Here is a 26,439-nt window from a genome sequence, read left to right as displayed (position 1 = left end):
TTTATATGAAATTCAATCTCAATTTAAAATGGAGTACGTGGAGCACAAAAAAGAAAGTGCTTGTTATTCTTGTAGGCATTGCTTTGATTGCCTACTATTTTTGTTTGCCCCGAACGTTATTTGATGCGCCGTATTCTACTGTTATTGAGAGTAAGGATCACCAACTATTAGCGGCTCAAATTGCTCCTGATGGTCAATGGAGATTTCCTGAAATGCAAGCGGTGCCCGATAAGTTTAAAACCTGTATCACGTTATACGAAGATGAATATTTCCAATACCATTGGGGATTCAATCCCGTATCTATGGTCAAAGCTTTTATGTCTAACCTATCTGCTGATAAAATAAAAAGAGGAGGAAGTACATTAACCCAACAAACTATTCGTCTAGCTAGAGATGGACAAAAGCGAACCTATTTTGAAAAAATCATTGAACTGATTCAAGCAACACGCTTAGAATTCAAATACAGCAAACAATCCATTTTAAACTTATATGCCTCCCATGCTCCTTTTGGAGGAAATGTTGTAGGCCTGGATGTTGCGGCTTGGCGTTACTTCGGAACAGCTCCTGAGCAACTTTCTTGGGCTGAAAGTGCTACATTGGCTGTATTACCGAATGCTCCTCGTTTAATTTATCCTGGTAAGAACCAAGAAATCCTATTAAACAAACGCAATGCTTTGTTGAAAAAGCTCCTCGAAGCACATAAGATTGATCAAAGCACCTACGAACTAGCCCTTACAGAACCGTTGCCTCAAAAGCCTCACGAGTTACCCCAAATAGCTCCTCATCTCTTACAATATGTTGCCAAAACCAATAAAGAAGAGCGTTTGGTTACCACAATTGATTATCAGGTACAACAAAGAGCAAATGATATTATCGCCAACTATTACCTGCATTACAGACAAGCGGAGGTATACAATATTGCGGCATTGATTGTAGATGTAGAAAACCGAGATGTTATTGCTTACATAGGCAACTCGCCAACTACTGTTACCCATCAAAAAGATGTGGATATCATCCAAGCCAATAGAAGCACGGGGAGTATTTTAAAACCTTTTCTCTATGCCGCCATGTTGGATGACGCTTCCCTTCTTCCTCATCAATTAGTTGCGGATATTCCGGTGGTAATCTCTGGCTATAAACCGACCAACTTTTCGAATAGTTATGAAGGGGCTACAACAGCGAATGAAGCTTTATCTCGATCGTTGAATATCCCCTTTGTTTTAATGCTACAACAGTATGGGGTGTATCGCTTTTATGACAATTTACAACAGTTGCAACTATCCTCCATCAACAAATACCCAGATCACTATGGCTTATCTTTAATTTTAGGAGGAGCCGAAAGTAGTTTATGGCAACTAACAAGAGCCTATGCGGGAATGGTTGGTACTGTGAATCATTACAACACGGCGCATGAATATCGCACCAAAGAAATACAAGAATTAAACTGGAAAGCCGATTATACACAAACTTATGGTGAAAGTTCCAAAGAAAAGACTATTTGGGGCGCAGGAGCGATTTACAATACATTTGAGGCCTTAACGAAAGTAAATAGACCCGAAGGTGATGAAGCTTGGCAATACTACGACTCAGCGCTTAAAATCGCGTGGAAAACAGGGACAAGTTTTGGAGGACGAGATGCCTGGGCGATTGGTGTCAACAAAAAATATGTAGTTAGTGTGTGGGTAGGGAATGCAACTGGAGAAGGGCGTCCTTCTATCAGTGGTGTTCGCATGGCAGGTCCTATTCTCTTTGATTTGTTCAAGCTACTGCCTAAGCAAAAGGACATGACTGCACCACTTAACGATCTGGAAGAAGTGTCGATTTGTTCAACCTCTGGTTACTTAGCGGGACCTAATTGTCCTCAAACTAAAACAGACCTCGCTCCTTTTCGCGCAAAGAAAACGGTACTCTGTCCTTACCATAAACTCGTGCACTTAGATGCTAGCTTACAGTATCAAGTCAATAGTCAATGTGAAGCTGTGGATCAAATTGTACCAACCCCTTGGTTTATTTTACCGCCAACGATGGCTTATTTCTATCGAAAGTCACACAGTGATTATCAAGACCTCCCGCCGTTCAGGGCTGATTGTGGTCCACAGGATCAACTCAAAAAGATAGAATTTATCTATCCGAAACACGGGGAACACATTTATCTCACTAAAAATTTCTATGCTCAACTGCAACCTTTTGTGGCGAAAGCAAGTACAAGTAGCGCAAACAAAACACTGTTTTGGTATTTAAATGAAGAATATATTGGATCAACAAGGCAGTTTCACGAATTGGCCATACACGGAAAAACAGGTATTAATTACCTCACCATTACCGATGAAGAAGGTCATACACAAACGATTGAATTCTACCTTGAAAAACAATCCTAACAAAAAACCCAAAACGGTGTCCGTTTTGGGTTTTTCGTTATTCTGATATTTCCTTTCCTTTATCATCAAAGAAATGGTATTCTAAATACGTGTAAGCGTCACGCGGTACAATTTTGACCCATTTCTTGAATTCCATCCACCACTTCATTCTTAAAGAAGGCAATCCTTTCGTTAGATAGGCCGCCACAAAAGGGTGCGTATTCAAGATTATTTTGCAAGATGGATCTCTTGCAATAATATTTTCGATTCGAGCTCTAATTTTATCAATAACTAAAATTGGCGCTTCAATCTCACCGTGTTCATTTGGATCTTCTTCTCTAGTTTCGATTGACACTTCAGGTCTCACGCGTTGTCTAGTGATTTGGATCAATCCAAATTTACTTGGTGGTAAAATTTTGTGTTTGGCTTTATCATCGCTCATCTCCTCTTTCAAGAAGTCATAAAGGGTTTTTCTATTCTCTGGATTACCCATATCAATAAAATCGACCACGATAATTCCACCCATATCTCTTAATCTCAACTGACGTGCAATTTCTGCAGCAGCAATTAGGTTTACTTCAAGGGCTGTGTCTTCTTGTGATTGTGCTTTGTTTGAACGATTTCCACTATTCACATCAATGACATGCAACGCCTCCGTATGCTCTATGATCAGATAAGCACCTTTGCTCATAGAAACGGTTTTACCAAAAGAGGTTTTAATTTGGCGTTCAATGCTGTATTTTTCAAAAATTGGAACTTCTCTCGATTGATAATGTTTTACAATCGACACCTTAGCAGGGGCAATTTCTTGCAAATAGTCCTTGGTTTGATAATACAAATCCTCGTCATCCGTAATGATCCCCGTAAAAGTATCATTAAAAACATCTCGTAATATTGAGGAAGCTTTGTTTACTTCACCCAACACTTTCGAAGGATGATGTGCGGTTGTTAACTTTTTGCACATGTTATTCCACTTCGACATCAAGTTGCGCAAATCTTTATCGATCTCGCTTACTTTCATATCTTCGGCCACTGTGCGTACGATTACACCAAAACCTTTGGGTTTAATGGACTGTACTAATTTCTTTAATCGTTCCTTCTCTTCTTTCGACTCAATTTTTTGAGAAATTGAGATGCGATTTGAAAAAGGCACAAGTACTACATATCTACCTGCGATTGATAATTCAGAACTAATACGCGGTCCTTTTGTCGAAATAGGTTCTTTAACTATTTGTACTAGCAAAGATTGGTTGGCACTCAATACATCTGTAATTGCACCATCTTTATCTATTTCTTCTTCAAAAACAAAGTTTTCTAAGGCGAAATCTTTTAATTTACCTCCACTTACAAGTTTAGTGAACTTCAGCAGCGTTTTTAAGTTCGGACCTAAGTCATGATAATGCAAAAAAGCATCTTTTTCAAAACCTACGTGTACGAACGCGGCATTCAATCCAGGAACGGGTTTTCTAATTTTGGCAATAAAAATATCGCCTACTTGAAAACCATTACCTTCATCAGCCTCACGCTCTCTGTGTAGTTCAATTAGTTTTCCATCTTTTAATAAGGCAAAATCTACTGTATCAGAATTCGACCTAATAATTAGCTCTTTATTCACACTGTACATTTTTATCCATACTCATTCATTACACTGTTTTGATTATTTTGGAGAATCCCGTCAAAACAAAAGGAGTTTGTATAGATGGATTAAACATTATTTTAAAAACAAGTTAGACTTGTTTATTCCTTCTTCAACTTGATAAGATATCTATCAATGAGCGTACTTTGAAATTTCTTAGAAAAGAAAAAAGTAGTATTAAACTACTTTTTCTTTTTGTGACGGTTAGCTCTCGCTCTTTTTTTACGCTTATGCGTTGCTACCTTATGTCTTTTTCTTTTTTTACCACTTGGCATAATGTGTGTAATTTAGAGATTAATAAATTATTTTACTTTTACTTCTGTGTTTGATTTTACACCTTCTACAAACACTTTAGCTGGTTTAAATGCAGGAATGTTGTGAGCTGGAATCCTAATTGTTGTGTTTTTAGAAATGTTTCTTCCAGTTTTCTCAGCTCTTGTTTTGATGATAAAACTTCCAAAACCTCTTAAATACACATTTTCACCTGTTTCTAACGACGCTTTTACTTCATCCATAAAAGATTCTACTGTCGCTTGAACGTCACCTTTCTCAAGCCCTAATTTCTCTGAAATTTTAGCTACAATGTCCGCTTTAGTCATTTTAGATATTAATTATATTTGTTGTTGTCCGTTTTTTTTAGAGTGTGCAAATATATTAATTTATAATCCAATAATTCAATCTTAATCGATTAAAATTTAATTATATATCGTTTATTTTTGCCTTTCACACATTTTAATCATGATTTTCTCTAACAAACTAATAGCTTGGTACTTAGACAACAAACGCTTTTTACCTTGGCGTGAAACAAAAGATCCGTATTACATTTGGCTATCAGAAATTATTCTTCAACAGACGCGCGTGGCGCAAGGATTACCCTATTTTGAGGCTTTTAAACAGACTTATCCTACTGTTTTTGATTTAGCAAATGCCCAAGAAGATGATGTTTTACTACTTTGGCAAGGTTTAGGATACTATAGTCGTGCACGTAATTTACATGCAACAGCTAAGAAAGTAGCCTATGAACTAAATGGACAGTTCCCAACAACTTATAAAGACTTACTCACCCTAAAAGGCGTAGGTGAATACACCGCTGCCGCAATAGCCTCTATTGCTTATGATGAAGTCGTTCCCGTTGTTGATGGGAATGTTTTTCGAGTTCTCGCACGAATTTACGGAATTACATCTGATATATCTACTCAAAGAACAAAAAAAGAGTTTCAGCAGGTGGCGGCAGGCCTAATCTGTCCAGAACAACCCGCTATTTTCAATCAAGCCATCATGGATTTTGGCGCCATTCAATGCACGCCTAAAGGAACAGATTGCACCCCTTGTCCTTTTATAACGACCTGTGTAGCATATCAAACCAACCAAGTGGACAAGCTACCAGTAAAACTGAGTAAAACCAAGGTAAAAAATCGCTATATGGACTTCCTGATTTACCTCGATGAGGCTGGGAATACCCAACTGGAACAACGCACCAAAAAAGACATTTGGCAAAACCTCTATCAATTCCCTGTAATGGATCGATTCGAGGACACCCCAATCAACATGGAAGAATACCTTCAGCAGCAACCTATTTCTTCTGCTATTACGCATATAGAATGCCTGACACAAGAAGTGATTATTCATCAACTCTCACACCAAAAAATACATATTCACTTTTGGCTCGTTAAAACCAATACCACACTAGCGAATCCTATTCCTTGGGAGGAATTAAATAAATTTGGTTTTCCAATTGTAATTCATAACTTTATTCAATCCTTAACTGTCTAATTTTTTCACTTATGAATGGCACCTTGAACAAAGTAACCCTTATTGGCCACCTAGGCGAAAATGTCAAAATACACTATTTTGAAAATGGCAATTGCATTGGGCGTTTTCCCTTAGCTACCAACGAAGTTTACATTAATAAGTCAACCAATGAACGCATCACTTCTACGGAATGGCATAATATTGTAGTCCGCAATAAACAAGCGGAAATTTGTGAAAAACACCTCACAAAAGGCGATCGTATTTATGTAGAAGGTAGAATTCGCACCAGACAATGGATTACAGAAGAAGGATTACAAAAACAAATTGTAGAAATTATTGTAACGGAATTCATGTTCTTGGATACGAAAAAAGAAGGTGGAAAAACAGCTTCACCAGAAGAAATAGAACGCAAGAAGGCCATTGATAACTTCTCTATTCCTGGAGAAAATAACAATGATAATTTGCCTTTTTAAACGGATAAGTAAATCAACCCTATGTTCCAAAAAACATTTGCCCTTTATGGCGCTGCCTTTTTAGGCGCATTGCTAGTACTAGGTTCTTGCAAAAAAGAAACAACACCAAGACCAAATGCCTATCTAGCTCTTGAGTACCCTCAACAAGAATATCAAAGCTACGAGAACTCCTATCATCATTTTACCTTTGATTTAAACAAGACTGCATCAGTGAAGGAAATTAAGTCAACCGCATTCGAGGTACACTACCCTGAAATGAAAGCGACTATTTTCATGAATTATAAAACTGTAGACAACAATTTAGACGCATTACTCAAAGATGCTCAAAAATTGACCTATGAACATTTTATCAAAGCAGATGAGATTATCGAACAACCGTATTTAAACGAAGAAGACCGCGTTTACGGTATGTTTTATCACGTAGGAGGTAATGCAGCTACCAATGTACAGTTTTACGCTACAGATAGCGTTAAAAACTTCGTTGTAGCTTCGTTGTATTTTTATGCCAAGCCAAACTTTGATTCCATCCTTCCAGCTAGTAACTATATCCAACAGGATATGCGAAAAATGCTAGAATCGTTGCGTTGGGAACAAACGAAGAAATAAAAAAAAGCTTTCGATGATCGAAAGCTTTTTTTATTCTATTATTAAAGCGCTTTAATATCTAAGTTCTCTACTTTATAACTGCCATTTGCAATTTTCTGAACCGTTTGTGTTAACGACTCTCCATTTTGCTTAGCGTCATCAAAAACAACCGTAGCTGTTTTGCTGTCAAAGTCAACAGTAGCTTCTTTTACTCCTTGTAATCCAGTTAACTTTCCTTCAATCATTTTAGCACATCCCAAAGCACAAGTCATTCCTTCAATTTGAAAGGTAGCTTGTTCCATGTTTCCTGCCACTTCATTCGTTTCTGTCGCAGTTGTTTCTACTTGCTCTACAGTTTCTGCTTGCTCTGCTTCTTTTTTAGTTTCGCTTTTACATCCCACTAAAAAAACTCCTCCTAATAAGGCAACTAATCCTAGTTTTACTATTTTCATCTTGTTCTTGTTAATGCTTTGATTTATACAATGCTTTTCTTAGGTACAAAAATACAAAAAAATAAATCCCTCGCTCCCTCTAATTCACTCTTTTTGTTTTGAGAATCAATACTTCAGCATCCGCTTGGCTTCTGTATTTTTATTTTTCTACAACTCCCTCCTATTCCCCAATAAAAAAAGTCGCTATTCGATTAGAATAGCGACTTCTCAAAAGAATTATAATTAATTTTAAAAAAGATTATTTAAAATCTGCATCCGAAACTCCTTCGTTAACTTTAATTTCCTTGATTTTCATCTCGATTTCAATACCGACATTCATCGATTGAACGAATGGAAATTTAATTCCTTTTACTTCTTTGTAATCCGAATAGTTAACTACTTGTTGCATTTTTTGCCCCATTTGCTCTACTTCTTGAACAACAGCTACTTTTAATCCTGTTGCTGTATCGTAATAGCTTGTTGTATTTCCAACTTTTACACCATAAGCATCAACACCATTGATTGACTCAATTCCTGTTAATACCGCTGTTGCATTTGCTTTTAACTCACTAAATGGAGTTGCTTCTACTTGAGCCTCTTTCAATTCTTCTCCAGTGATTTCTGCTTTTTGTCCTTGAACAACTGAATACCCCGCTTTAGGTGTAATCACTTGCTTAGACATTACTGCTCCCATCATTTTTTGTTCTGATGATAAAAAGCCGTCTTTTACTTTATTCACCATCTCCAACTTCATGCCTTGTACTTCAGCTTCACTTGTAATCATCAACGATTTCACTGCTTTTACTTTAGCATCTCCTCCAATCGCTTGGATGTAGTTTGCTAAAACAGTTTGTACTGTTACTCCAGCAGGAACTTCTTTTTTGAATACTGGTTTTTCAACTGCATTTGCTTCTTTATCATAGAAGAACATTGGTTTTTGTAATCCTTCTAATGCAGGTACAACATCCGCTCCTTTTCCAACAATTACAATGCGCATATTGTCATTCAAGAAATATTTTTGCGCTGCTTTTTGAATATCTTGTGGCGTTACTGCGTTGATACTCTTGATATAGTTTTCATAGAAATCTGCAGGTAATTGGTGCAATTCTTTATTTAAAGCATAACGCGCTACTGTTTCTGGTTTTTGGATTTCCATCACAAAGTTTCCGATATACTTCGCCTTTGCCATTTTCAATTCATCATCCTTCACTAGCGTTGTACGCATTAAGTTGATTTCTTTGATAAATTCAGTTACAGCACTATCTGTTACTACGTTACGTACAGAAGCACTCGCTCTAAATTTCCCTGGGTATTTACGTGCTGTACTAATTGAAGAATACGCACCATACGTCCATCCGTGTGCTTCACGTAAGTTCAAGAACAAACGTCCTTCTCCACCGCCACCTAAGATTTGGTTCGCTAAAAGAGCAGCGAAATAATCTGAGTCAGTCATTTTTAAATTCACCTCATTAACCAAGGCAATCTCAGACTGTACAGCATTTGGCATATTGACAAAATCAATTTGCGTTGCAGCAACATTTTTATTTGTAGTTCCTTCAGTGAATGTTGTCGTTGATTTTTTCCAATTGTTGAATAACGACTTCACTGCTTTTTCTGTTTTCTTGTAATCAACATCACCAACCACCACTAAATAAGCGTTGTTTGGAGAAAAATATTTCGCGTAATATTCTTGTACATCAGCTAAAGTAACATTCGATACTGTTGCTTCTGTTTCAAACTCTCCCGCTGCTGTATTTTTACCATATAACAACGCATCTTCTACACGACTTGCAACGGCAGATACACTTTTCTCACTTGTTTTTAAAGACTCAATTACTTGAGCTTTTGCTTTGTCAAATTCTTCTTGTGTGATTACTGAGTTTAAAGCTCCATCCGCTAATAAACCTAAAATAGTTTCATTGTACTTTGACAATCCACTTGCAAAAGCACCACCTGCAGAAAAACGAACATTTGCTCCTAAGAAATCAATCTCATCATTGAATTGTTCCTTAGACATTTTCTTTGTTTGATTTCCTAGTACTTCTGATAATATAGAAGCTACCCCCGCTTTATCTCCTTCTACGACTAATGGATTATCAATCGTCAACATATAAGAAACTTGAGGTAATTTATGATTAGGAACAACCAAAACTTTTAATCCATTTTTTAATACAAATGAAGTCGGTTGTCCTACATGTACTGTTGGTACTGGTCCCGATAGGGGTTGTTTTCTATCTTGTGCTTGTAATTGAGCAGCTGCTAAAGCAAAAACTAAACTAGCTGCATATATATATACTTTTTTCATTTTTCTTTTACTTGTTTAGCCTTAGTTATTTGCGTCTTTTTCTGGAGTATAATCTAAAATCAATCGCTGATTTTTATTCAAATACTTTTTAGCTACCTCGCGGATTTCTTCACGCGTAATGTCTCTATACATTTCAATATTTGTATTGATTAGATTTGTATCTCCATATAACAAGCTATAAGTAGCTAAGTTATGAGCCAATCCTTCTAAGTCAGAGTTTCCTCTAACGTATTCATTTTCTAATACGTTTTGTAATTTTTGAAAATCGCGTTCAGAAATTAATTCAGTTTGTAATTTTTCAATTTCTTTGTCGATTTCAGTAACTAAATCTTCTGTAGTATACCCTTGCATTGGTAAACCATAGATTAAGTACGCTCCGTAATCTTCTTGACTTAAATTGAATGCACCAATTTCTAGCGCTTTTTTCTGCTCATCTACGATTTTCTTGTATAATCTAGAGCTTTTTCCATTTGATAAGATGGAAGAAATCATATCCAATACACGAGCATCACGTGTTTTCATTGATGGTGTACGGTACGCTTGAACTAACATCGGAATCTGAACATTCGGATCTTGATACTCTGCTCTGATTTCTTTTGTAATTGGATCTTCTTGGATTGCAGCACGTGTTACAGGTGTTCCTTTTGCAATAGAACCAAAATATTGCTTAATCCAATTTTTAGCTTGTGCTGTTTCAAAATCTCCTGCTACAACTAATACAGCATTATTAGGGATATAGAATTTTTTATTAAAAGCCAAGAACTCCTCTAAAGTAGCAGCATCTAAATGCTCCATTGATCCAATAGGAGCCCAACGGTATGGGTGTTTCTTGAATAAATTTTCTTTTACTTGAGGTAATAATTGACCGTAAGGTTGGTTATCCATACGCAAACGCTTCTCCTCTTTTACAACCTCATTTTGTGTATCCACACCAATTTGGTTGATAATTGGGTGCATCAAACGCTCAGACTCCATCCATAACGATAGTTCTAAATTATTTGACGGGAATACCTCATAATAGTACGTTCTATCGTCTGATGTATTGGCGTTATTTTTACCTCCGTTTGCTGTTACCAACTTAAACCATTCTCCACGCTCAATATTTTTTGTTCCTTCAAACAATAAATGTTCAAAGAAATGCGCGAATCCTGTACGCTCTGGGTTTTCATCCTTTGCTCCTACGTGATACATCACAGAAGTAATAATAACAGGCGCTGATTTATCCTGATGTAAAATAACTTTTAGCCCATTGTCTAACGTGTATTCTTCGAATTCCACTTTTTGAGCTGACGCTGTCATTCCGTAAAATAATGCGCCCAAAATCAAGAGTGATCTTTTCATTTTGTAGTTTTTGAATTTAGTTTATACGTAGATTAGACGCACATTTTTTGAAATGTTACAAGGGAGTTAATCTAAATAGTGAAATTTAACATTTCGTTAGCAAAACCACAAGGAGGCTTTTTTGTGTTTTCGCTTTTTTGCTTTTTTGAAGAATTTTCGATTAAAGAAGGATTTATATTATTTAGATCATTCACTCTTATTCAGTGCGATTTGTGCTTTGTGAAGATGCTTTTTTGCTTTTTTGTGTTTTCGCTTTTCTAAACAATTTCCGATTAAAGAAAGAAGACACTTCAATCCAAAAAGAAAAATATGGCTCATTTCATGAACTTAGAACTTACGAATCACAACATTACAAAACAAATAATCAAAAAGATTTGACCAATTAAAAAAGATTTGTAAATTTGCACACTTAAATAAACCTTAATAATTTATTGTTATGTACGCAATCGTAGAGATAGCTGGGCAACAATTCAAAGTTAGCAAAGACCTTAAAGTTTATGTTCACCGTTTGGCAACAGAAGAAGGAGCGACTATCACTTTTGATAAAGTTCTTTTAGTTGATGACAACAACAACATTACTGTAGGCGCCCCAGTTATAGAAGGTGCTTCTGTAGAAGCTAAAGTTTTACAACACCTTAAAGGTGACAAAGTAATCGTTTTCAAAAAGAAACGAAGAAAAGGTTACAAAAAGAAAAACGGTCACAGACAAGCTTTGACTCAAATCGTAATTGAAGGAATCAACTTCGGTGGAGCAAAGAAAAAAGCGACTAAAAAAGAAACAGCTGAAGCAGCTGAGTAATTAACAATTTAAAATTATAACGTCATGGCTCACAAAAAAGGTGTCGGAAGTTCGAAGAACGGTAGAGAATCAGAATCGAAACGCTTAGGTGTTAAGATTTACGGTGGTCAAGCAGCTATCGCTGGAAACATCCTTGTAAGACAAAGAGGTTCTAAGCATAATCCTGGTGAAAACGTTTATATGGGAAAAGACCATACTTTACATGCTAAAGTTGACGGTGTTGTTAAATTCCAAAAGAAAAAAGACAACAAGTCTTACGTTTCTATCTTACCATTTGAAGCTTAAGAATCTACTTATCTGTTTACACAGATAAAAGATTACAAAATAAAAAAAGGTACTGTGTTTGCACAGTACCTTTTTTTTTGGGGTTCAATTTTCCAATATACAGGGCAAATTTCCATTTGCCCCTACGGGATTCTTTTGGGTTCAATTTTCCAATATACAGGGCAAATTGCCATTTGCCCCTACTCACCGCCTCACCGCCTCACCGCCTCACCACCTCACCACCTCACCACCTCACCACCTCACCACCTCACCACCTCACCACCTCACCACCTCACCACCTCACCACCTCACCGCCTCACCGCCTCATCACCTCACCGCCTCATCACCTCACCGCCTCATCACCTCACCGCCTCATCACCTCATCACCTCACCGCCTCATCACCTCACCCTCTCATCGCCAATTTCCTTTACCAGTTATTCTTATTTAGAAAAAATAAAAATAATATTGCACATCTCATTTTTCTTATTTATTTTTGGTCTAAATTAAATTATAACTAAAAACATAATAATCTACTCATGATGAAAGTAACTAAATTCCTATCTGCTTTAGCAATACTTGCATTCATTTCATTTGGTACTACTAGTTGTTCTAGTGATGATAACGTAATCAGACCAGAGAAACCAGACGAAAATGGACAAACAGAAGTAGGTACTGAACTTCATTTTGAAGGTACTTACGCTTACGGGCATGCTGGAAATCCAATCCCATTTGATTTTAAAAAGAAATCAATCTCAATGCAAATGTCATTAATGGCAGGAAGCGGACAAGAAGATGACCTATATAACATCATCAAAATTTATAAAAATACAGATGGTGTATTAAAAGTAGTTTCGAAACATGAAACAGAAAGCGAATACAAAGCGTTTTTCTTACGCAATATTAAAGAAGGGGAATCACTAGATATCAATATTGACTATTCTTTCACTTCAGAAATCGAAGCAATTAAAGCGGTTTACCCTGCAAGTGGAAATTCAACACCAGATCATGCAAACAACAAATTTGGTTGGTTGAAATTGACTAAAATGAATGGTGAGCCTTCAGAAAAAATTAATCTTCCTGTACAAGGAAAATACGTTTTCTCTGCACAAGGACACACGTATTTCTACAACTTCTCTAATACAATCGTAAATTTCAATGGAGATTATGATATGACTGTATTAAAACACAATACAAATACAAACAAAATCTTATTAGAAGGTAAAGGAGAGAAAGCGGGTACTTACTATGTGACTCAATTAAAAAACATTACAGCTAACACAGTAGATATCGCTAGATTAACTTTTGGTGAGGCTGATGCAAAAACGAAAGCAGAGGCTGAATTTGCTTTAGCAACTGACTTAACTGGAGGTAGATTTACTACTTACACAAAAGAAGGTAGTGAAGGTGGCGAAACGATTCCTGCATTTGAAGGATTAAAAGGTACTTATGTTTCTGCTACAATTGGCAATAACTTAGGATACTATCAATTCACAATGGGAGAAAACAACGAAGCGTTCTTATTCATGGGAGATTTCGCTGGATCAGGTACATTTGATGAAGGTGGAAAATTAGAATTGAAAAAAGTTTTTGCTGACAAAGCTAAAGGACAAATCATTTTTGAAATCACAAACTCTGAAGGATACTACGCAGAAAGAAATGGGCAATTCTTAACGTTATACGTTAAAGATTATGCAGATGGAACAAAAGCAACATTTGCTATTGCAACAAAAGGTGGTGTAACATCTATCTCTACGAGTAAAGGAAACGTAATTGGAACAACACTAGAAGAAGCAAAAGCACTTGCTGCTCCAGATGCTATGAAAGCATGGGACGGAGGAATGATGGCTTACGCTCACGTTTGGATCCCAACAACTAAAAAATAAGGCATTTCCATATTTGTTTAAATAATGAAAAAGGGCTTTTGAAATGAATTTCAAAAGCCCTTTTTTTATTTGGTTACTTTTATGGTATGATACAATTCTAATGCTTTTCCATCCGTTAGCATCGAAACAAAATGACAAATACTCATCAAGCGTTCGTACATACTATCACTTTCTATAATATAGCGTTCTGGAAGTAATTTAATGATTAACCCATCATAATGGTTATCTTCTCCGTAATAACGATTATTTGTAGCCGTAATAAAGCGTTCTAAAAGCGTTTCTATTACTTGGTACCCGATGATTTCCTTTTCAATGACTTCTTTACTCTGATAGACGTTATTGATGCTTACAGCTAAGATATCCTTCATTTGAGCGATGTAAGAACACTTCTCTGTTAAAGCAAAAGGATAATCCCCTGCTAAAATCTTTTCTTCATTCTCAATAAACAAGCGAGTTACATCGTCAATTAAACTTCCAATAGCCAAAGCACGTAAATAACTTACGCGGTCTTCTTTCGAATTTAATTGTGAATACTTTTGTGTATTGATGCTATTTTGAACAATCATGATCAAGAACTCCAACGCGTGTTCTTCCGGAATCCATCCTAAATTAATCCCATCTTCAAAATCGGTAATGGTATAACAGATATCATCTGCTGCTTCTACTAAATAAGCCAATGGATGGCGGTAGAATGCAGTTTCTACACGATCATCTTTCATGATCATTCCCAATTCAGAAGCGACATCAATAAATGCTTCTTTGTCTCCTTGAAAAAAACCATACTTCTTATCCGAAATATCACGTGTTGGTTTTTTAGGTAAACTCTCCTTTGGGTATTTCATGAAAGCACCTAAGGTAGCATATGAAATACGCAATCCTCCTTCAATACCAGGGCGCGATTTAGTCAAAATTGAAAAACCATTGGCATTTCCTTCAAAATCAATCAAGTCTTGCCATTCTTTTTCTGTTAGTTGTTCTTTGAACACTTGTCCTTTACCTCGACTAAAATAATCGCCTATTGCCTTTTCACCAGAATGACCAAATGGAGGGTTTCCAATATCATGTGCTAAGGATGCTGCGGCAACGATTGCGCCAAAATCATTAACTGTATAACCGTATTCTTCTGACAAATAGGTATATTTCTTCAAGAGCTTCTCTCCTACATTTCGTCCTAATGAACGACCTACCACAGAAACTTCTAAACTATGTGTCAACCTTGTGTGAACAAAGTCTGTTTTTGATAAAGGGATAACTTGTGTTTTATCTTGTAAACTGCGAAAAGGAGAAGAAAAGATAATGCGATCATAATCTACTTCAAACCCAATTCTCGTCTGACTTTCATCTAAGCGATTTCGTACAAATGTGTCACCGTGTTTCTTTAAAGACAGTAACTTTTCCCATTTCATCATATATTCTATTCTTTTATTCTTTACTAATTTTCTAACTCTAATTGGCTTGTAATAATATTGTTCTTTACTGTACGATAAATATGCGTCTTGGCCTCTGCATACGAAATATCATACAATCGTTCTACAGCTGCATATTCAACAGGATAAACAGCCAACATTTTATCATAATACAAATCTAAGGCCTCTTTTTCCGGCGCTGTATATTCGAGTTTTAATTCAAAACGACGCACTAATGCTTCATCAATCATTTGTATTTGATTGGTCGCAGCAATTAAAATAGACTTTTGTGGAAAGTTATCAATGAGTTGTAAGATGGCATTGACCACGCGTTTCATTTCACTATTATCTTTGTTGTCATAATCGCGAATTTGCCCTAAAGAGTCAAACTCATCAAAAAACAAAACAGCGCTTTCATATTGAATTTCTTTAAATAGACTTTCGATATTTTTTGCTGTTTCACCCAGTTTAGACGAAACAATAGTCGCCAAATTTACAATGATTAGCTTTTTATCTAACTGCTTTGCAATGGCTTTTGCGGTCATTGTTTTACCACAACCTGTTTTACCGTAGAGTAAGATCTTATTACTTACTGGTAGGTTGTATTTCGTCAAAATTTCACGATACTTATATTCCTTTAAGAACGCTTCGATTTCTCTTGCTACTGCTTCCGTAAACATAACGTCTTCTAAGCGAGTATCCGTTCGATCGATATAATACAAAGAACTCATCTCAAAAAATAGGATTTGAACATTATTAACTACAAATATAAGCTAAAAAAAACGTTACACTCCAACGAGTTTCCGTAAAAAAGCAAAGGAAAAACAATCTCTATTTAAACCAATTTGATCCAGTTAAAACTTAGGTTTACGACCGTGCTTATTGGGTAAGTCTTCTCCCTTTAACAAGAGTAAGATAAGCAAAACTGCAATATTCAACAACGGAATCAACAACAGTAAAGAAAGTATTCCATGTCGATTGACATCGTGAAGACGTCTAGCAGAACAAATAATCAAAACATAAATTAAGGCCGTACAAATAAAAGAATAGGTTCCTTCAACTTTAAAATAAGGGGCATAAAAAAAGGCACTTAAAAATAGACTTGCGAGAAGGGCCACACGCAATCCGTAATCCTTTCTTGAGCTTCTGCCTAAAGGAGCTAGAAATCCCATACTCCAATGGTGAGGATTTGCATAGTTCACCTGATCTTGCAGGTTAGCCTCCGTGAAATTCATATACACGCCATTATTCAAGTGAATACTACGCTTTTCTACATGTGCACTATACTTATTCGTTGCTGTCAACTCAAAAGACAAATACTTCGCATCTAATTCTTTTACGCGATAAATAACTTTACCTCTTAATTCATCCATATAGCCCATGGGATAAATTCGAATCATATCCGCTTGTTTGCATTCCCAACTAATTTCAATCCAATCTCCCATAAAGAAATACGTCTGATTGCAACTGAAATTCACCACTTCGGGTTTATAATAATCTGCTGTCGGTTGGGCTTGTCTGGTTGTTTGTGCACTTGAAGAGGTGGAAGTTGATCGATATAGCGTCAAATCATAAGCTTTTCGTTCAACTTCATTCCCTAGTACCTCATAAGCTTTAATCACTTCAAACAACTTGTTTTGATAGGTTGTATTGCCTTGATTCATATCGGGATGATACAGCTTAGACAATCGTCGAAACGCCTGTTTAATCTCGTTTGAACTAGCTGTGGGATTCACTTCTAAAATAGCATAATAGCTGCGCATATACTTGTGCAAATTAAATACTTGTCCTTCTTTCTTTGTCTCCGAATCACAGAAGACGCTTTACCTAATGGAACGGTAATGTAGCGCAATACCAGCAGTTAACAAAATAAATTAATCGCTAATTCATACTTTGAGTGTTCTTTATTCGTAGGGGTTATGAGTTGGGAGTTATGAGTTAGGGGTTATGAGTTGGGGGTTATGAGTTGGGGTGAGTTAGGAGTTATAGGTTATGGGTTGGGGGTTAGGGGTTAGGAGTTAGGGGTTAGGGGTTGGGGGTTATGGGTTGGGGGTTATGGGTTGGGGGTTATGAGTTAGGGGTTAGGAATTATGGTTATGAGTTGGGGTGAGTTAGGAGTTATGGGTTACGAGTTGGGGTAATGTAAAGGCATAAAAAAAGGAGACAATAACCCATTATCTCCTCAATTCCTTTATAGCCATTCGCCTAAATACAGCTATTTATTCTTCATCTGCTAAGAAAAACTTCATCGACTTCATCGGATAAGCTGTTCTACTTTTTCCACTTGGATTCGCAATTACCGTTTTAATACTAATCATATCTCCCAATTTGAACTGAGCTTCTGTGTATTGGTAATCCAACAAGTAAGGTCCACAAAAATAGTTTCCTAATTCGTCCTTTTCTATAATCCCTCTAAATATTCCTTTTTTCGTTTCTTTCGACATGGTCTTGTTATTTTAATAGACAAAGATACGATAGAAAAAGGTTTTTTGGTGCGGTTTCTGATTTTGTTATTTGAGGAGGGGATTTGGGTGAGAGAGAGTGGGACGGTGAAATCGTAACGTAGTGAAGATTCATCGAATACGAAAACAAATATAATCCAATGAGATAGATGGTGAGGTGGTGAGGCGATGAGAGGATGAAAAACTGTAGTGGCAAATGGCAAATTGCCAAGTAACTAGATAACAAGCCTGGGCAAACCTCATTTACCCCTTAACTCCTAACCCTTAACTCCTAATCCTTTTCCAATAAAAAAAGGCAACTAAACTAGTTGCCTTTTTTCTATATAAACCTTTATTCTATTAAAGTTCTAATGCTTTTTTAGGATTGTTATCCATCAACAATTCAGTTGGGTTTTCTAATGCTTCTTTGATTGCTACTAAGAAACCTACTGATTCACGTCCGTCGATGATACGGTGGTCATACGATAACGCTACATACATCATTGGGTGAATTTCAACTTTTCCATCAACTGCGATTGGGCGCTCAATAATATTGTGCATTCCTAGGATTCCAGATTGTGGAGGGTTGATAATTGGCGTAGATAACATCGATCCAAATACACCACCATTTGTGATTGTAAATGTACCACCAGTCATTTCATCTACTGTAATTTGTCCATCACGAGCTCTTGTTGCTAAACGTTTAATTTCAGCTTCAACTCCGCGGAAAGACAATAATTCAGCATTGCGAACAACAGGAACCATTAAACCTTTTGGTCCAGATACAGCAATTGAAATATCACAGAAGTCATATTTAATTTGCTCTTGTCCGTCAATCATAGAGTTTACATCTGGGTATAATGCTAAAGCACGAGTAACCGCTTTTGTAAAAAAAGACATGAAACCTAAACCAACACCGTGTTTTGCTTTGAAAGCATCTTTGTATTCGCTTCTTAGCTTGTTTACGTTTGTCAAGTTAACCTCATTAAATGTAGTTAACATTGCAGTTGTATTTTTAGCTTCAACCAAACGCTCTGCTACTTTACGACGTAACATAGACATTTTTTTACGCTCCTCACCTCTTGATCCTCCTGTTGGAGTACCCATTGAATGTTTCGCGTTTAAAGCATCTTCTTTCGTGATTCTACCATCTTTTCCTGTTCCAGAAACTGTAGCAGCATCAATATTTTTTTCATCTAGTATCTTCTTAGCCGCTGGAGAAGCTGTTCCTGTTGCATACGTTGCTGCAGCTGCAGGCGCTTGTACAGGTTCTGCTTTTGGAGCCTCCGCTTTTGGAGCTTCAGCCGCAGGCTTAGCCTCAGTAGAAGAACCTCCTGCCGGTTTTGCAGCACTAGTATCGATTAAACAAACCACTTGACCTACCGCTACTGCGTCACCTTCTTCTGCTTTTAAAGTAATGATTCCGCTTGCTTCAGCAGGCAATTCTAATGTTGCTTTATCTGAATCAACCTCAGCAATTGCTTGGTCTTTTTCAACATAGTCTCCATCTTTTACCAACCAAGTAGCAATTTCAACCTCTGTAATTGATTCACCTGGTGAAGGAACTTTCATTTCTAAGATGCTCATCGTATATTCTTTAATTAAATATTGTTATGTAAAAATACTCTTTTTTTATTATAAGTTCTTATTAAAAACTTTCTCAATTGCATAGGCAAAACGCTTTTTAGAACGTGTTGAACTACCTGATGCTGGTGCACTGTAGGCTTTGTTCCCTGCATAACGCAATGGTTTTTCGTCAAAATTCATCAACATATAACCATAAGCTCCCATGTTTTTAGGTTCTTCTTGTGCCCATACGAAATCATCTGCATTTGGATAAGAAGCGATTACTTCTTTGATTTGCTCGATTGGCAATGGGAACAATTGTTCTAAACGTACAAATGCAATATCATCTCTTCCTAATTCTTCTCTTTTCGCTACTAAATCATAGTAGAATTTCCCTGAACAGAATACCAATGATTTCACTTTTGCTTTATCTACAGCAACATCGTCAATTACATATTGGAATTTACCATCCGTTAAATCGCTAATTGTTGAAGTAGCTAATGGATGTCTCAATAAACTCTTAGGCGACATTACGATTAATGGCTTTCTGAAATCAGTTACCATTTGTCTTCTCAATAAGTGGAAGAAGTTAGCTGGTGTTGTACAGTTTGCAACGAACATATTGTGTTCTGCACAAAGCTGTAAATAGCGCTCTAAACGAGCAGAAGAGTGTTCTGCACCTTGGTTTTCATACCCGTGTGGCAACAACATTACCAAACCATTTTGGTTGTTCCATTTATCTTCTGCTGCAGAGATGTATTGATCTAGCATGATTTGAGCTCCGTTAGAGAAATCTCCAAACTGTGCTTCCCAAATTGTCAATGTATTTGGATTAGTTAAAGCATAACCATATTCAAATCCTACAACAGCATATTCAGACAATAAAGAATTGAAAATTCTCATTTGCCCTTTTTGGTCTTTCAACTCATTTAATAAAACAACTAGCTCCTCCGTATCTTCTGTTTTAACTACAGCGTGACGGTGAGAGAACGTACCGCGTTCTACATCTTGTCCTGACATACGAACATCATATCCTTCTGAAAGTAAAGATCCGTAAGCCAATAATTCACCCATTGCCCAGTCTAACTTGTCATTTTCAAAGAACATCGCTTTGCGGTCTCCGATTAGACGTTTTACTTTGCTAATGAATTTCTTATCTTCTGGAAGATTGGTAATTACCTCAGCAATATCCGTCAATAGTTGTTTAGACACTTTCGTATCATAATCCACAACCATTTCTTTTTCGTCTACTGTTCTGAAATCTTTCCAGTTTTCTTGCATGAACGTTCTGATTTTAGCAAATTCATTCTCACGAGAAATTTGTAAATCTTGTTCTAATACATCTTTATATTGTTGTTCTAAATCTTTTACAAAGCTTTCGTCTACAATTTTGTCTTCCAACAATCTTGCGTTATAGATATTTCTAGCATTTGGATGCTTTGCAATTAATTTGTATAAAAGAGGTTGAGTGAATTTTGGTTCATCTCCCTCGTTATGTCCATATTTACGGTACCCTACTAAATCGATGAAAACATCTCTTCCGAATGTCATACGGTATTCTAAAGCAAATAAAAATGCGCGTACTGCTGCTTCTGTATCATCTGCATTTACGTGTAATACCGGAGAAGCGGTAACTTTTGCGATATCTGTTGAATACGTTGATGAACGTCCATCTGTATAGTTTGTAGTAAATCCAACTTGGTTGTTTAACACAATGTGGATAGTACCTTCTGTTTTATATCCTCTTAACTGAGCCATTTGTACAATTTCATACACAATTCCTTGTCCTGAAATAGCAGCATCTCCGTGTAAAGCGATTGGCAATACTTTTGAAGGTTGGCTAGCGAATATTGTATCTTGTTTTGCTCTTGCAATTCCCTCAATAACAGCACCAACCGTCTCTAAGTGAGAAGGGTTTGGCGTCAAGTTTACGTGGATATCTTTACCTGAGCGTGTTTTACGTGTCGAACTTAATCCTAAGTGGTATTTTACGTCTCCGTCATATCCCTCTACCGCATCATAGTCTTTTCCATCAAATTCTGAGAAGATCTCTTGCGTTGGTTTTTTGAATACGTTAGCTAAAACGTTCAAACGACCACGGTGAGCCATACCTACTACGATTTCCTCTACTCCTTTTGCAGCCGCAGATTCAATTAAAAAGTCCATCGCTGGGATAGCAGCTTCTAAACCTTCTAATGAGAAACGCTTTTGACCTACATATTTTGTATTTAAGAAGTTCTCGAAAGAAACAGCTTCAATTAATTTATGTAAGATTTCTTTCTTCTCTTCTGCGTTAAATTTTGCTTCTGGAATTTCGAAGTGGTCTTGAATCCATTTCACTTCTTTTTCGTCTGTGATATATTTGAATTCAATTCCCAAGGTAGCACAGTAAATTTTCTCTAATTGAGCGATAATTTGTGCTAATGAAGAAGCAGGTAATTGAATTGCTTTAGCAGCGTCGAATGTAGTATTCAAATCAGCTGAAGACAATCCGAATTTCTCTAAACTTAAATCTGGATGAACGACTCTTCTTTCTCTAAGCGGGTTTGTTTTAGTCAATAGGTGTCCATAAGTCCTGTAGCCATCGATTAGTTTTAGTACAGCTAACTCTTTTGTAATTTGGCTTGTATCAACCGAACTACCTGTATTTGAATTATTTGTTGGGGATGAAACATACGTTACTTTCTCTACTGTGCCGTCACTAAATTCATTTGCAAAATCGAAACCTTGAAAGAAGGCTCTCCAACTTGGTTCTACGCTATCTGGATTTTCTAAATATTGATCATACAAATCTGCAAAAAATGCAGTGTGTGCCGCGTTTAAAAAGGAAAATCTATCCATAATTTTCGTCTAAAGACCTATTGATTAAATATTATATATACAAAAATACAACTCTTTGATTACAAAAGTATAAACTTTTTCTTATTTTTATCTCACAACAATTTCATAAAACAGCTATGAGAAGATTTTATGTCAAAAAAATGAGTGTTTTATTCATTTTTTCATTTTTTTTATTGTCCAATTTTTCACTTTTTGCACAACAAAACCGAAATAACTCAGAAAATTACGATTCTGTCAAAAAATGGAGATTCGGTGGAGGTTTCGGATTAGGCTTTGGCAACGGGTATACCGATGTCATGTTAGCGCCAAGCGCCTTGTACGAAGTGAACCCCTATTTGAATCTAGGTGTGGGTTTACAAGGAAGTTACATCAACAGCAAAAATCGCTCTTTTTACTATAGTAGTGTAAAAGAATACCAATCTTGGATTTATGGCGGAAGCTTGATTGCGCTCTCTAATCCCATCCCACAATTACAATTATCAATCGAATTGGAACAATTGCGCGTAAACAACACCTATACCTATAAGGAAGATTTACACAAGTTGGATGCCAACTTTTGGAATACCGCCTTATTCTTAGGTGCAGGTTACAGCAGTGGACCTGCCACAGTAGGCATTCGATACAATGTATTATATCGCGAGAAAGATATGGTATACGGAAGTGCTTTTATGCCCTTTATTCGCGTATACTTCTAATAAACACCTTAACCGATAATGTACAAAAAAAGAGCCGATTAAACAAATCGGCTCTTTTTTTATGCTATTTATTGCTATTCTTTCGATAAACTGGTTCTGAAGTATACCTTTTGAAACTCGCGTTTCACAATTAGGTAAGTCAGTTGTTGAAAGTAATTAAACACATCCCCTTCTTCTAGGGCTCTGATGTCCTTTTCTGCTACATCAATGCGGTACAACAACATGGACAACTTTGCAGGAGCACGAGAAGCAATAGCTTCCAACACTTCTTGAATTTGTTGAACGAGCTCAAGAGGAGTTGAAACAGGAAACGCTAAATCCTCATCCACACTCATTCTAAAGTCACGTTCCACCTGCTGAACCAAAAGTTCAAACAAATTATCCTGCTCCTTTAATTGATTTTCGAGATAAGTGACTGCTACTTCCATCTATTTTTACATTTGTCTGTTCATTAATTCTTTACTGAACACGCGAAGCAGTTCTTTTTTATCTTCTTCAATAGCCAAGATATCCAAAATCTTTAATGCCTCTTCAGTATATTGTTCAATCAACTTTGAGGATGCTTGTTGGGATCCTGTTTCAATAAATAGTTGTTTGACGCGTGTAATCTTTTGTTCTTCATCAGCACAATCCACTGTCGCATAAAAATGAAGTAACTCTTCTTTTTGTGCAGGATTCGCTTGCTCTAACGCCTTTAAGTACAAGAAAGTCTTTTTATTTTCTAAGATATCTCCGCCAATTCGCTTACCAAACGTTGCTTCGTCTCCAAAGGCATCCAAGTGGTCATCTAGTAATTGGAAGGCAATACCTAAATTCAAACCAAAGTTGTAAATCTGATCACCGTTTTCTGCTGTTGTCTTAGCTACAATAGCTCCCATCTTCAGTGCTGCAGCAACTAAAACCGCAGTTTTGTACTCAATCATCTTAATGTATTGTTCAATCTGTACATCAGAACGTCCTTCAAAACAAATATCATATTGCTGTCCTTCGCAAACTTGAATCGCTGTTTTACTAAACAACTTCGCCAAATCTCTAAAAATAACAGGCTCGTAGTGTTCAAAATATTGATAAGCTAAAATTAACATGGCATCTCCTGAAAGGATAGCTGTGTTGATGTCCCATTTTTCATGTACGGTTTGATGTCCTCTTCTCAAAGAAGCATCATCCATGATATCGTCATGCATCAAGGAAAAGTTGTGAAACAACTCAATCGCTGTTGCCGCATAAATAGCTTTTTTAGGATCTTCATTGAAAACATCCGCTGCCATCAACGTTAAAACCGGTCTAATTTGTTTTCCTCCTAAAGAAAGAATATAAGAAATAGGCTCATAAAGTTCTATGGGTTGACCATCTAATTGAATTGAATTTAGATAATCTGCGATCTGTTCTTTGTATTTTGCTATTGACTGCATGTTCAAAAAAATTTTGGTAAAAATACGCGTTTTTTAAAGACTTTTCGTTTCTCTCCGCTATTCTACCTTTTGACTGCCGCAAATATCCTAAAAATAGATTAGTAATCCACTAGTTTTTCTTTAAAAACAACATGCAATCTTCCTCTATTCGCTTTCTATCGATAAGTATAATCATCCTTTACTCGCTCTATTTGAATGCCTATTGAATACTGGAAACTTTCGTATACGTTAAAGTTTTCACAATAGAACAGGAAACTTTTAAACGATATAAGTTTCCTATCTATATTTGCCCGACTAAAAAGAGATACATGGAAACTTTAATACTAGAAAAAGCAACACATTTGTTTTTATCCCAAGGATTTAAAAGCATTACAATGGACGATATCGCAGCCGAACTGTCTATATCTAAAAAAACAATCTACCAACACTATGCATCTAAGCCTGAATTGATTGAAAAATGCTTGGTTTATATCAATGATAAATTCTTGAAATCACTCGAACTAGTTATTGCACAAAATAGACCTGCTGTAGCAGAAATTATAGCGGCACATAATAATATGAATGAGGTATTTGCTGTAGAGACATCCGTTTGTTTGTACCAATTGAACAAGTATTACCCTAAGATTGCACAAAAGCAAAAGATTGTACACAAGAAAAAATATGTAGGCATCATTGAACGCAACTTAGAAAAGGGGATCAAAGAAGGGGTATACCGCGCGAGCTTGGATGTAGAATTTACAGCTCGTTTACACATTGCTTCTGTCGTATCCATTGATGATCAAGATTACTTTGAGCCTGAAGAATACACGCATATGCAATTACACGCTTTACATCTCGACCATCACATTCGCAGCATCAGCACAGAAAAAGGATTGAAACAATACTTGGAATTAAAAGAAAGCATCAAAAATGAATAAGACCTTCTTAACCGTATGTAGCCTATTACTCTCTTGCAGCCTCTGGGCGCAAGAACCTCTGACTTTACCCGAAGCTTTACACTATGCCTTGGAGCACAAAGCAGAAGCTAGACAAGCCGCTTTGGATATTACCAATAGTGATTATCAAATTCAAGAAGTGAAAGCCAATGCACTTCCGCATTTAAATGTTGAAGCCAACATTGCCAACAACGTCAAGATTCAAGAGATGCCTTTAACCTTAGGTGGACAAACGCAAATGATTCCTTTCAATTTGAAATGGAATTCCCAAGTTACAGCAACTGCCTCGCAGATTCTATTCAATCAGGCAGTATTTATGGGGTTAAAAGCAGCTCGTTCAGCTAAAGAGTTTTACATCATCAACAAAGAGCTAACCGATGAACAAATCATCGAAAAAGTAGCCTCGACTTACTACCAAGTATTTCAGTCGAAAGCGATGTTAAAAACCCTAGATACTACAATAGGCAGTACAACGCGTATCAAAGATATCATTGAGGATTTACACCGCAACGGTTTGGCTACTCAAATTGATTTAGATCGTACTAAAGTAAGTTTAAGCAACCTAAAAGCAAACAGACAGCAAATTATCAATGCGATTGATTTACAAGAAAATGCCTTGAAGTTTTTCATGGGAATGGATTTACAAACTGCCATTCAATTACCTGAAAACACGTTTAGCATTGATGAGAGTACTATTCTAGCTGAAAATAAAATTGACACGAGAACTGAAATACACTTGTTAGAGAAGCAAAAAGAATTGTTAGCCTATAAACTCAAATCCATCCAAGCGGATTACTATCCTTCTTTAGCGGCCTTTGGTACTTTTGGTTATCAAGGGATGGGAGATAAATTCCCCTGGGGAAATAAACCTAGTGATGGTGTGTTCTGGACGAGTGCGTCAGCTGTAGGAATATCATTAAAGCTACCTATTTTCAATGGTTTTGAAACCCGTTCGAGAGTGAGACAAGCCAAAATTGACATCGAGAAAATTGACGTTCAATTAGACGATACCAAACAAGCCTTGGCTTTGGATTTTGCCAATGCGCAGAAATCAATTGAAAACGCCTTGATTACCATCAATCTTCAAAAGGAAAACGTGGACTTGGCGCACAGTATTTTAACGAATATGCAAAACAATTACAAGCATGGTTTAGCTTCCTTGACTGATTTATTGAATGCAGAAAATGCCTATACCGAAGCAGAGAACAATTATACTACTGCCCTACTAGACTTTAAACTTGCAGAAATTCAAATCATTAAATCACAAGGAGAATTAAAAACCTTACTCGACTAATTCTTTACCAAATCTCAAACAA

At 36.6% G+C, this 26,439-nt stretch carries 24 protein-coding genes; 11 read left to right on the top strand and 13 right to left on the bottom strand.

The annotated features are described in order from the left end of the window. Positions 1 to 5 precede the first annotated feature (5 nt). A complete protein-coding gene (pbpC, locus tag ACUTSE_RS00485; RefSeq protein WP_445638845.1) occupies positions 6 to 2,378 on the top strand; it encodes a penicillin-binding protein 1C in 2,373 nt (790 codons plus the stop codon). 37 nt (positions 2,379 to 2,415) lie between these two features. Here pbpC and ACUTSE_RS00480 read toward each other — a convergent pair whose 3' ends face one another. Together ACUTSE_RS00480 and ACUTSE_RS00475 are read right to left on the bottom strand one after the other, a co-directional pair. Then, complete coding sequence (locus tag ACUTSE_RS00480; protein ID WP_002989809.1) at positions 2,416 to 3,972, bottom strand: Rne/Rng family ribonuclease; 1,557 nt, start codon at positions 3,970 to 3,972, stop codon at positions 2,416 to 2,418. Positions 3,973 to 4,295: 323 nt separating this feature from the next. Beyond that, positions 4,296 to 4,592: an HU family DNA-binding protein gene (locus tag ACUTSE_RS00475; protein ID WP_002989807.1), complete on the bottom strand. Its 297-nt coding sequence runs from the start codon at positions 4,590 to 4,592 to the stop codon at positions 4,296 to 4,298. A gap of 139 nt (positions 4,593 to 4,731) precedes the next feature. On the opposite strand from ACUTSE_RS00475, the gene mutY reads away from it, so the two are divergent. The 3 genes from mutY to gldD are packed head-to-tail and all read left to right on the top strand — an operon-like array spanning position 4,732 to position 6,824. After that, the gene (gene mutY / locus ACUTSE_RS00470; protein ID WP_445638844.1) at positions 4,732 to 5,766 is read left to right on the top strand and encodes an A/G-specific adenine glycosylase; all 1,035 of its coding nucleotides are present in this window, start codon (positions 4,732 to 4,734) and stop codon (positions 5,764 to 5,766) included. Between the two features lie 11 nt (positions 5,767 to 5,777). After that, positions 5,778 to 6,218: a single-stranded DNA-binding protein gene (locus ACUTSE_RS00465; RefSeq protein ID WP_002989803.1), complete on the top strand. Its 441-nt coding sequence runs from the start codon at positions 5,778 to 5,780 to the stop codon at positions 6,216 to 6,218. A 21-nt stretch (positions 6,219 to 6,239) separates the two neighbouring features. Next, positions 6,240 to 6,824 carry a gliding motility lipoprotein GldD gene (gldD, locus tag ACUTSE_RS00460; protein ID WP_002989801.1) on the top strand — a complete coding sequence of 195 codons (585 nt, stop codon included), beginning with the start codon at positions 6,240 to 6,242 and terminating at the stop codon, positions 6,822 to 6,824. Between the two features lie 41 nt (positions 6,825 to 6,865). On the opposite strand, the gene ACUTSE_RS00455 is transcribed toward gldD, so the two are convergent. From ACUTSE_RS00455 to ACUTSE_RS00445, 3 genes are all read right to left on the bottom strand, one after another. Further along, entirely contained in the window at positions 6,866 to 7,255 is a 390-nt protein-coding gene (locus ACUTSE_RS00455; RefSeq protein ID WP_002989799.1) for a heavy-metal-associated domain-containing protein, read from the bottom strand. A 238-nt stretch (positions 7,256 to 7,493) separates the two neighbouring features. Beyond that, positions 7,494 to 9,539: a M16 family metallopeptidase gene (locus tag ACUTSE_RS00450; protein ID WP_445638843.1), complete on the bottom strand. Its 2,046-nt coding sequence runs from the start codon at positions 9,537 to 9,539 to the stop codon at positions 7,494 to 7,496. 21 nt (positions 9,540 to 9,560) lie between these two features. Continuing rightward, positions 9,561 to 10,880 (bottom strand): M16 family metallopeptidase, encoded by a 1,320-nt coding sequence (locus ACUTSE_RS00445; protein WP_002989794.1) that lies wholly within the window; start codon positions 10,878 to 10,880, stop codon positions 9,561 to 9,563. A 436-nt stretch (positions 10,881 to 11,316) separates the two neighbouring features. On the opposite strand from ACUTSE_RS00445, the gene rplU reads away from it, so the two are divergent. From rplU to ACUTSE_RS00425, 4 genes are read left to right on the top strand one after another with little or no spacing between them, the layout of a single operon-like run. Continuing rightward, on the top strand, positions 11,317 to 11,679 hold the full coding sequence (rplU, locus tag ACUTSE_RS00440) for a 50S ribosomal protein L21 (RefSeq protein WP_002989791.1): 363 nt from the start codon (positions 11,317 to 11,319) through the stop codon (positions 11,677 to 11,679). Positions 11,680 to 11,703: 24 nt separating this feature from the next. After that, complete coding sequence (gene rpmA / locus ACUTSE_RS00435) at positions 11,704 to 11,964, top strand: 50S ribosomal protein L27 (RefSeq protein WP_002989789.1); 261 nt, start codon at positions 11,704 to 11,706, stop codon at positions 11,962 to 11,964. 54 nt (positions 11,965 to 12,018) lie between these two features. Further along, positions 12,019 to 12,462, top strand: coding sequence for a hypothetical protein (locus tag ACUTSE_RS00430; RefSeq protein WP_445638842.1), 444 nt, complete (start codon positions 12,019 to 12,021; stop codon positions 12,460 to 12,462). Positions 12,463 to 12,480: 18 nt separating this feature from the next. Then, complete coding sequence (locus ACUTSE_RS00425; RefSeq protein ID WP_445638841.1) at positions 12,481 to 13,827, top strand: hypothetical protein; 1,347 nt, start codon at positions 12,481 to 12,483, stop codon at positions 13,825 to 13,827. 65 nt (positions 13,828 to 13,892) lie between these two features. Here the strand turns inward: ACUTSE_RS00425 and dgt are convergent, their stop codons facing one another. The 6 genes from dgt to ACUTSE_RS00395 all read right to left on the bottom strand — a co-directional run bounded on the left by dgt (position 13,893) and on the right by ACUTSE_RS00395 (position 22,081). Continuing rightward, the gene (gene dgt, locus ACUTSE_RS00420; RefSeq protein ID WP_060872703.1) at positions 13,893 to 15,236 is read right to left on the bottom strand and encodes a dGTP triphosphohydrolase; all 1,344 of its coding nucleotides are present in this window, start codon (positions 15,234 to 15,236) and stop codon (positions 13,893 to 13,895) included. Positions 15,237 to 15,259: 23 nt separating this feature from the next. Further along, on the bottom strand, positions 15,260 to 15,964 hold the full coding sequence (locus ACUTSE_RS00415; RefSeq protein ID WP_445638840.1) for an AAA family ATPase: 705 nt from the start codon (positions 15,962 to 15,964) through the stop codon (positions 15,260 to 15,262). 123 nt (positions 15,965 to 16,087) lie between these two features. Then, positions 16,088 to 16,996 (bottom strand): DnaJ domain-containing protein, encoded by a 909-nt coding sequence (locus ACUTSE_RS00410; protein ID WP_445638839.1) that lies wholly within the window; start codon positions 16,994 to 16,996, stop codon positions 16,088 to 16,090. A gap of 456 nt (positions 16,997 to 17,452) precedes the next feature. Further along, positions 17,453 to 17,677 carry a hypothetical protein gene (locus tag ACUTSE_RS00405; protein ID WP_060872706.1) on the bottom strand — a complete coding sequence of 75 codons (225 nt, stop codon included), beginning with the start codon at positions 17,675 to 17,677 and terminating at the stop codon, positions 17,453 to 17,455. A 357-nt stretch (positions 17,678 to 18,034) separates the two neighbouring features. After that, complete coding sequence (gene odhB, locus ACUTSE_RS00400; RefSeq protein WP_002989776.1) at positions 18,035 to 19,261, bottom strand: 2-oxoglutarate dehydrogenase complex dihydrolipoyllysine-residue succinyltransferase; 1,227 nt, start codon at positions 19,259 to 19,261, stop codon at positions 18,035 to 18,037. Positions 19,262 to 19,309: 48 nt separating this feature from the next. After that, on the bottom strand, positions 19,310 to 22,081 hold the full coding sequence (locus ACUTSE_RS00395) for a 2-oxoglutarate dehydrogenase E1 component (protein WP_445638838.1): 2,772 nt from the start codon (positions 22,079 to 22,081) through the stop codon (positions 19,310 to 19,312). Positions 22,082 to 22,197: 116 nt separating this feature from the next. On the opposite strand from ACUTSE_RS00395, the gene ACUTSE_RS00390 reads away from it, so the two are divergent. Then, on the top strand, positions 22,198 to 22,776 hold the full coding sequence (locus tag ACUTSE_RS00390; protein WP_002989773.1) for a hypothetical protein: 579 nt from the start codon (positions 22,198 to 22,200) through the stop codon (positions 22,774 to 22,776). A gap of 74 nt (positions 22,777 to 22,850) precedes the next feature. Here ACUTSE_RS00390 and ACUTSE_RS00385 read toward each other — a convergent pair whose 3' ends face one another. Continuing rightward, positions 22,851 to 23,204, bottom strand: coding sequence for a hypothetical protein (locus tag ACUTSE_RS00385; RefSeq protein ID WP_002989769.1), 354 nt, complete (start codon positions 23,202 to 23,204; stop codon positions 22,851 to 22,853). 6 nt (positions 23,205 to 23,210) lie between these two features. Beyond that, complete coding sequence (locus tag ACUTSE_RS00380) at positions 23,211 to 24,188, bottom strand: polyprenyl synthetase family protein (protein ID WP_259187727.1); 978 nt, start codon at positions 24,186 to 24,188, stop codon at positions 23,211 to 23,213. 308 nt (positions 24,189 to 24,496) lie between these two features. Between ACUTSE_RS00380 and ACUTSE_RS00375 the strand changes: the two genes are divergently transcribed. Together ACUTSE_RS00375 and ACUTSE_RS00370 are read left to right on the top strand one after the other, a co-directional pair. Continuing rightward, positions 24,497 to 25,105, top strand: a complete 609-nt coding sequence (locus ACUTSE_RS00375) for a TetR/AcrR family transcriptional regulator (protein WP_002989765.1) — start codon at positions 24,497 to 24,499, stop codon at positions 25,103 to 25,105. Then, positions 25,098 to 26,417 carry a TolC family protein gene (locus ACUTSE_RS00370; protein WP_445638837.1) on the top strand — a complete coding sequence of 440 codons (1,320 nt, stop codon included), beginning with the start codon at positions 25,098 to 25,100 and terminating at the stop codon, positions 26,415 to 26,417. The genes ACUTSE_RS00375 and ACUTSE_RS00370 overlap by 8 nt, the downstream gene beginning before the upstream one ends. Positions 26,418 to 26,439: the final 22 nt, after the last annotated feature.

This window comes from Myroides sp. TSA_177.3, assembly GCF_052691955.1.
The sequence above is the reverse complement of the archived record's forward strand: the minus strand, read 5'-3'. Positions and strand labels throughout refer to the sequence as shown.